11 protein-coding genes are annotated in these 6,092 nt (G+C 47.9%); 9 read left to right on the top strand and 2 right to left on the bottom strand.

Annotated features, from left to right (window positions below; all coding sequences use genetic code 11):
• A partial coding sequence (locus BM122_RS26400; RefSeq protein ID WP_143083569.1) for a transposase domain-containing protein occupies positions 1–118 on the top strand: 118 nt, incomplete at its 5' end.
• A gap of 323 nt (positions 119–441) precedes the next feature.
• Here BM122_RS26400 and BM122_RS19985 read toward each other — a convergent pair.
• Positions 442–822, bottom strand: a complete 381-nt coding sequence (locus BM122_RS19985; RefSeq protein ID WP_074907296.1) for a hypothetical protein — start codon at positions 820–822, stop codon at positions 442–444.
• Between the two features lie 272 nt (positions 823–1,094).
• On the opposite strand from BM122_RS19985, the gene BM122_RS19980 reads away from it, so the two are divergent.
• From BM122_RS19980 to BM122_RS19950, 7 genes are all read left to right on the top strand, one after another.
• Positions 1,095–1,505: a hypothetical protein gene (locus BM122_RS19980; RefSeq protein ID WP_074907294.1), complete on the top strand. Its 411-nt coding sequence runs from the start codon at positions 1,095–1,097 to the stop codon at positions 1,503–1,505.
• A gap of 164 nt (positions 1,506–1,669) precedes the next feature.
• Positions 1,670–2,026 (top strand): hypothetical protein, encoded by a 357-nt coding sequence (locus tag BM122_RS19975; RefSeq protein WP_074907292.1) that lies wholly within the window; start codon positions 1,670–1,672, stop codon positions 2,024–2,026.
• Between the two features lie 119 nt (positions 2,027–2,145).
• Positions 2,146–2,619, top strand: coding sequence for a hypothetical protein (locus BM122_RS19970; RefSeq protein WP_143083568.1), 474 nt, complete (start codon positions 2,146–2,148; stop codon positions 2,617–2,619).
• A gap of 104 nt (positions 2,620–2,723) precedes the next feature.
• Positions 2,724–3,011: a transposase gene (locus BM122_RS19965; RefSeq protein WP_256212248.1), complete on the top strand. Its 288-nt coding sequence runs from the start codon at positions 2,724–2,726 to the stop codon at positions 3,009–3,011.
• Complete coding sequence (locus BM122_RS19960) at positions 2,944–3,477, top strand: transposase (RefSeq protein WP_371264956.1); 534 nt, start codon at positions 2,944–2,946, stop codon at positions 3,475–3,477. The genes BM122_RS19965 and BM122_RS19960 overlap by 68 nt, the downstream gene beginning before the upstream one ends.
• 244 nt (positions 3,478–3,721) lie before the next feature.
• Positions 3,722–3,901, top strand: a complete 180-nt coding sequence (locus BM122_RS19955) for a hypothetical protein (protein WP_074907286.1) — start codon at positions 3,722–3,724, stop codon at positions 3,899–3,901.
• A 325-nt stretch (positions 3,902–4,226) separates the two neighbouring features.
• Positions 4,227–4,526: an Arm DNA-binding domain-containing protein gene (locus BM122_RS19950; RefSeq protein WP_074907284.1), complete on the top strand. Its 300-nt coding sequence runs from the start codon at positions 4,227–4,229 to the stop codon at positions 4,524–4,526.
• Between the two features lie 257 nt (positions 4,527–4,783).
• On the opposite strand, the gene BM122_RS19945 is transcribed toward BM122_RS19950, so the two are convergent.
• The gene (locus tag BM122_RS19945; protein WP_143083567.1) at positions 4,784–5,044 is read right to left on the bottom strand and encodes a hypothetical protein; all 261 of its coding nucleotides are present in this window, start codon (positions 5,042–5,044) and stop codon (positions 4,784–4,786) included.
• Between the two features lie 838 nt (positions 5,045–5,882).
• Here BM122_RS19945 and BM122_RS19940 point away from each other — a divergent pair.
• Positions 5,883–6,071: a hypothetical protein gene (locus tag BM122_RS19940; RefSeq protein ID WP_074907280.1), complete on the top strand. Its 189-nt coding sequence runs from the start codon at positions 5,883–5,885 to the stop codon at positions 6,069–6,071.
• Positions 6,072–6,092: the final 21 nt, after the last annotated feature.

The raw sequence follows: 6,092 nt of genomic DNA, 5'->3' as shown, positions 1-6,092 counted from the left end.
CCCATCTGAATGGCTCAAAGATACGCTCCTTAAACTTCCCGCCTGGCCTAATAACCGTATCGATGAATTGTTACCCCTGACACCGGAGTTCATTAAATCACTAAGTCAGAGAGAATGACAGGTGGTGCCGTTGAGCGCTTACTACACAACCATTTTAACCAGTGTTGCTTAAAGCAACGTTAGCCATCGAGTAAAATTATGGATAGCCCCCTATTCAGACGAAGATTTTAGGGGATACTGACTTCGGCCGATAAGTACATCGCCCGCGCACTCCAAGAACAAGTGTCACTGTCAAAGTTGTTCAGTGGCGATGACATGAAATCTATATTCTGATCAATAAGCAATATAGCCAATCTGGTGAGCATGAAGAGTTAGCGACATCTTATAATTGGTCTTCTTTTAATTCAATCAGCTGTTTGTTGTCCTCTGCCAGCAAGAGCATCAAGCTACGGGGTTACATTTCTGACAAAATCGAGCCACATATTTATTGTTGATAATTGCAGGCTTGCTTTCATGACCACGCTCTTTACTCAATGTAAGCACTTTATGCCATGTATTAGTATTAAAACTTTCTTTGCAAATGCCGCAATTATCGATCGGTAGAACGTTTGACCATGTAGCTTCGCCACCTGCAAGGGTTAAATATGAGCTAGCAGCCTCAATCGCATGTTGCTCACAGCAATAATAACCGAGTATGACAGCTTCCCCGATATTGACTTCCGGCATCGCGTCGGGTGCTCGCCAAAGGCACATTTGTGTTTCATCTAAGAGAGCATAACGAGGGCCTAATCCGAGATCTTTACCGCATGTTTTGCAGTTCATGATCATCCACCTCAGTAAATAAAATTAGATGATGCTGATTTTCTTATTACCTTAGTCAGATTGAAATTGTACTTTGGTCGTACTAACTCAAAATATCTGAGACCATAAAATACCCTAGTGCAATCAATAATCTAACCCAACAACCACAAGAGCCTTCGGCGACGCTATGGGCTCAATAATCTGAAAGCGTCGCATCCCTCAAAGCGCCCTCGGTCATCAATTGGCCTTGGGCGTTTTACATTTTCTCGTTCATCTTTCATAGGAGGTACACCATGCTAGTACTCAATGATCATAACCTAGTTGACCGCATCCCCGATCCTGCTATTCGAGAACTGGTGCAGCAGAGGTTCACAGAAATATGCGCCGGCGAACCCTACGACTACGACCTCCACGGCTATATGGTCGTGGTGGAACCCGGCGACAGCGTGGAAACGCTAGAGCAGGAGATCGGCTTCCCCATTTTGCGCAACCTCTTCGACGGCGCCAGCTACGGGGAGCCCGATTTCTCGCCTTCCTTCGAAGCGCTGGAGGAACACGTCAGTTGCTATGAGATGGTCTACATCTTCAACGACGAGGGATTCGGCGCCGACATCTTCATCCCGAAGCAGCCAGGAGTCGACGGCGACCTGCTGGCGATGTGTGCTGAATACGCGGCACCGGCGACAGCGCTGACGCTTCCCTGAGTCCAACCTCTCTGCCTACCTGCATACCCACATTCTCAGTTTTCCAGAATTCCAGTTTTTCAGTTTCACAGTTTCTCAGTATTCCTGCTACCTCCCACCATCGCTAGCTCCACTGGCTGGCAAATCTAGTTTCTCATTTCTAAAACCTTTCGAAGGAGATATCTATGGAAAGACCCATAAATCTGCTCGTGGCGGACATCGTTGCCACGCTCGATCCCAACCTGCGCGAAGACTTCGAGGAGCGTGCAGCGATCGTGGAGTTCGAGGCCAACATGGAGAGAGCTCACGTCGAATGCCTCGCACTAATCGATCTGCTGCGTCGTCATCCCCCTGTGCTTATCGACGTGACTCTCCTGAAGGTCGAAGTGAACGGAACAACTCAATATCTGATTACTTCTGATCTCGATCTTGCACACCAGCTCATTGCAGATAACGGTAGAGAAGAGGTCGACATCCTCGATCTTGCCAATGTACTCAATCTACATTACAGCGGTGTCGCAGTACTAACACCGCTCAAGTAGCGCTCCGGAACTGCGGTAACCGGCGCATCTTATATGAAGCAACATCTAATAATCTACATTACAAAGGAGTCTAAGATGAAACGTCCGAAATCGATGTCCCCAAGCCTCCCATCCGCGTCTTGAAGGAGGACTCCTGCCGCTCGCTCTCGGGCAAGTCCTCGCTGACCTACCACGTCGGCTGCATGGCCGAATCCGAAGTCTACTTCCGGATGGCGGCCAACACCGGCGGCGGCTTCTTCAGCGACGAGTGGGTCGCCCTCGGTGCCATTCAGGAAGCCTTCGACCGGCAGAAGAAGGGCAAGCCGGTCGTGTCGCACATCCTGTTTTCGCTCTTCCAGGGCCGCTCGCTGAACACGCCTGCCTTTCTGTTGGCCGTGCTGAAGGCGGAAGGGCTGCTGAAACCGCTGGGAGACAGGCAGCGGGGTTACGAGCGCGCTGATCCCGCTGAATTCGTGGCGGGTATCAAGAAGCTGATCAACTCAGCTGTCCCACAGAAAGCAGAGGAGGGCAAGCAATCACCCGAATCAACGCCACAGCAGGCCAAGCGCGGGAAGAAAGCAGCGGACAAATCCACGTCAGGGAGCGTTTTATAGCATATCCCCTATAAATCGATTATAATTTACAGATGACCTATCCGATATCATTTCGCCGTAAAGTATGATCCGTTCGTGAGAAGGAGAACCTCTCAATCGCGCAAGTGGCCAAGCGTTTTGGTGTAGGGGTCGCCAGCGTGATGCGTTGGATCAAAACTCCCGATCCCAAGACCACCCGCAACAAACCTGCCACCAAGATCAACATGGAAATGTTGGCGCAGGACATCAAGAATTATCCGGATGCATATCAGTACGAGCGCGCCAAACGGTTGGGTGTCAGCAAGCAAGGCATTAATCATGCTTTAAAGCGTCTGAGTGTGACTTATAAAAAAAAGCCTGTGTCACCCCAAAGCCAGCGAAGAAAAGCGGCGTATCTTCCAGAAAAAAATTGAAGACTATGAGCGAGCAGGCCGCGTTATCGTTTACCTTGATGAAAGCGGCTTTGCGCACGACATGCCCCGCACGCATGGCTATGCGCCAGTGGGTGAGCGCGTCCATGGCGTAAAAGACTGGCATGCACGAGGCCGAACCCATGTGGTTGGCGCTCTCATCGGAAAGACGCTGCTGACCATAAGTCTGTTCATAGTCCCTATCACCGCTGACATTTTCTATGCGTGGATAACGCAGGACCTTTTGCCTAAACTTCTGCCCGCTTGCGTGATTGTCATGGACAACGCAACCTTTCATAAACGGCAGGATATCCAAACCGCCATTGCCCATGCCGGGCATACACTTGAATACCTGCCCCCTTATTCCCCAGGCTTAAATGACATTGAACCCAAATGGGCTCAGGCCAAAGCCATCAGAAAAAGGGAAGGTTGTTCCATCGAGCAGCTCTATGCCGCTTATGAAATATAAATCATTTTATATGGGATCTGCTATAGCTTCCACAAGCTGAGCGAGGGAGTTGAATTCCGGGAGTGACTCGTTCTCTTCACTCATAACTCCAAGCAACGCAAGGGTTTCTTGGCTTCGCAATGAAGCATCTCTGCAATACCGACCCTATACCGAGCCTCTTTCAAGCTGTCACTTCCTCACAGTCTTTCCAACTTCTTCTACCTCAATAGCACTTTACCAATCGCCTACACAAGGAGGAAAACCATTGGTTACCGCCATTACCGCACTCTTCGTGCTGATCACGCTGTACAGCCTCGTCCACGCCGGCCCCCGCTGGCTGGGGATGATGAGCCTGGCACTGCTGAGCTGGGTGCTGGATCCGTTCTCGTTCACGGCACTGCTCGCTTTTGCGGGTGGTGTTCTCTACTTCAATCAACGTTACTAAGGAGACCTACCATGCCATACCAAAATTCCTACTCGACGCAGTTAACGAGGTGCTCACCTGGGACATTTCGGATGAGATGAGGTAGTGGAATGGACGCCCACTACCCAAAACGGCATCAAAGTGCCAAAGTAATGGTGCAATAACCACTCAACTAGATAGGAGCGTCCAATATGAAGATTACAACAATAGGTATTGATCTGGCAAAAGAAGTGTTTCAGATCCACGGTGTAGATGACATGGGGGTAAGTCATCCCGTGCGCTCCCGGCGGCCCGTGGGTGGGCGATAATGTGGAGCTCGTCCCGCTTAAGCCCAACTCGACTTTCTATGACGCTTACGAAAACAATAATTGATAAAGCAGAATACATAGGCGATTCAGCGACAGGTGAACGGTGTGTTATCTGGGATGGCAGTTTAGCCGGTTTTGGACTCCGCGTTTATCCTGCTGGCAAGAAATCTTTCATTTTGAGTTACCGCTACAATGGACGTAAACGATTAATCATTATTGGTCAATATGTTCTTCTTACCCTAGAGCAGGCGCGGAAGGAAGCCAAAAAATATTTAGTAGATGTGATTCAGGGCGATGACCCGTTATTGGAAACAAAGAAAGAAGGAGCGTGCCGTTAATACCATCAAGCAGCTCTGTGAGGCATTCATCAACCGCCATGCGTGCAAAAAAATCGGCAGGTAATGACATACGAAGAATTGAAAGACATATCCTGCCTGCCTGGTGATCATTAAAAGCCAGCTCGATTAAACGGGCTGACGTAGCAGCCCTGCACTCCAAAATCAGCAAGTAACAGGATATGTTGAGAAGTTGGTGCCCATGTCATTGGCTACCTTAACAGCAATTGATCGGGATGACTAGAATGGTTACAAGAAGGTTACTTTGTAAATGGATAAGCTCTTGGTGACTGCACAGCAGCATTCTTATCCCATTTCCCTTCAATAGCTTCAATACAATCTTTTGCACCTGAGATCTGACCTTCTATGAAGTGCTTATTATCTTCGTCAAATTCTTGCGCGGCTATTTTAGCTATTTCGGAATGATGATCCATCACCATACGGCACATCGATAAACATCTTTCTCGCTCTTCAGCGACCGCATCATCTAATTCTTTTGGAGTGTAATGTTGAGTGTCCATAATTATCTGTAATTTAGTTATCGTCAAGAAATGGAAGTTTTTATACAATATAAACTACATGCTTCTTTGCATCATTCTCTAAAAGCTCTTCTACGCATTTTGAGCACTCGGCAGTTCCGTCTTCATTGTCATAGTAGTGCATCTCTTCCAATGTTAAAGATGCACCGCAGTTATTGCATTTGTCAGATATTTGAATTAATTCAACACTCATTTATAACTTAATCGCTGTTTCTTTTATTACCCGTTTCATTGCCCTGACATTTTTTTGCCCTGCCTCCTTGTGGCATTCATTAACTCTCTTAAATGGCCAAAGCAAATAATTATATAACTCTGTATATTCTCCAAGCTTTTGGCATTACCTACAACGAGGTGGTTATGATTTTCAGATTTGCCCGTTGTACTCTTATCTAATCTCATAAACATGCTAGGTGATTACATAAATGCAATCAATGTTGCATTTGCATACACTTTATACTTAAAGGCGGTCCAAAATTATTGGATTTAGATTATTACTTCCCTTTTTCGTAGAAAGGATCGCAGAGGAAACTCTTCGCGGCAGGGATCGAGTAGGGTGCAAACTGGCTCCTCGGGCGCGCAAAGTTGGCCGCTGCGGTGCGCTTGCGGGGCAGGCATGGGGGTAGTCATCCCGTGCGCTCCCGGCGCGGCCCGTGGAAGGGCTATAGCGTAGAGCTTATCTCGCTTAAGCCCAGCGCGACTACGCTTTGGCTCTTACACTTACAACAACCGGGGCCACCGGTCGTGTATCCATCGGTAACCCAGAGGTGTTTCTCTTAGTGAACAATGCTTGAACCATCATCCCGGATTGAGGCGTTATCCAATGGGACTTCTTGTCGCTGTTCTTTTCCAGGAAGCTATGGGTAGGGGTCAATCCTATTTGCGCCGATTGGAACAATATCAGAAAACGGTAGCAGTTCTAAATGTGCTAGGTAACCATCCAGTTTCTACCAAGAGTAATTTCCTAAGACTAAAGTACGATATCAATGCATCAGAAGAGATAAGAAAATAATTCGTGTGAATTCCATTAGGA

Source organism: Nitrosomonas communis, from assembly GCF_900114745.1.
Taxonomy (GTDB): Bacteria; Pseudomonadota; Gammaproteobacteria; order Burkholderiales; family Nitrosomonadaceae; genus Nitrosomonas; species Nitrosomonas communis_A.
The sequence above is the reverse complement of the archived record's forward strand: the minus strand, read 5'-3'. Positions and strand labels throughout refer to the sequence as shown.

Excerpts from the sequence above, each read along its gene's own strand:
- BM122_RS19945 (WP_143083567.1), bottom strand. The coding sequence starts at position 5,044 with ATGGACACTCAACATTACACTCCAAAAGAATTAGATGATGCGGTCGCT.
- BM122_RS19985 (WP_074907296.1), bottom strand. The coding sequence starts at position 822 with ATGAACTGCAAAACATGCGGTAAAGATCTCGGATTAGGCCCTCGTTAT.
- BM122_RS19975 (WP_074907292.1), top strand. The coding sequence starts at position 1,670 with ATGGAAAGACCCATAAATCTGCTCGTGGCGGACATCGTTGCCACGCTC.
- BM122_RS19940 (WP_074907280.1), top strand. The coding sequence starts at position 5,883 with ATGGGACTTCTTGTCGCTGTTCTTTTCCAGGAAGCTATGGGTAGGGGT.
- BM122_RS19980 (WP_074907294.1), top strand. The coding sequence starts at position 1,095 with ATGCTAGTACTCAATGATCATAACCTAGTTGACCGCATCCCCGATCCT.
- BM122_RS19950 (WP_074907284.1), top strand. The coding sequence starts at position 4,227 with ATGACGCTTACGAAAACAATAATTGATAAAGCAGAATACATAGGCGAT.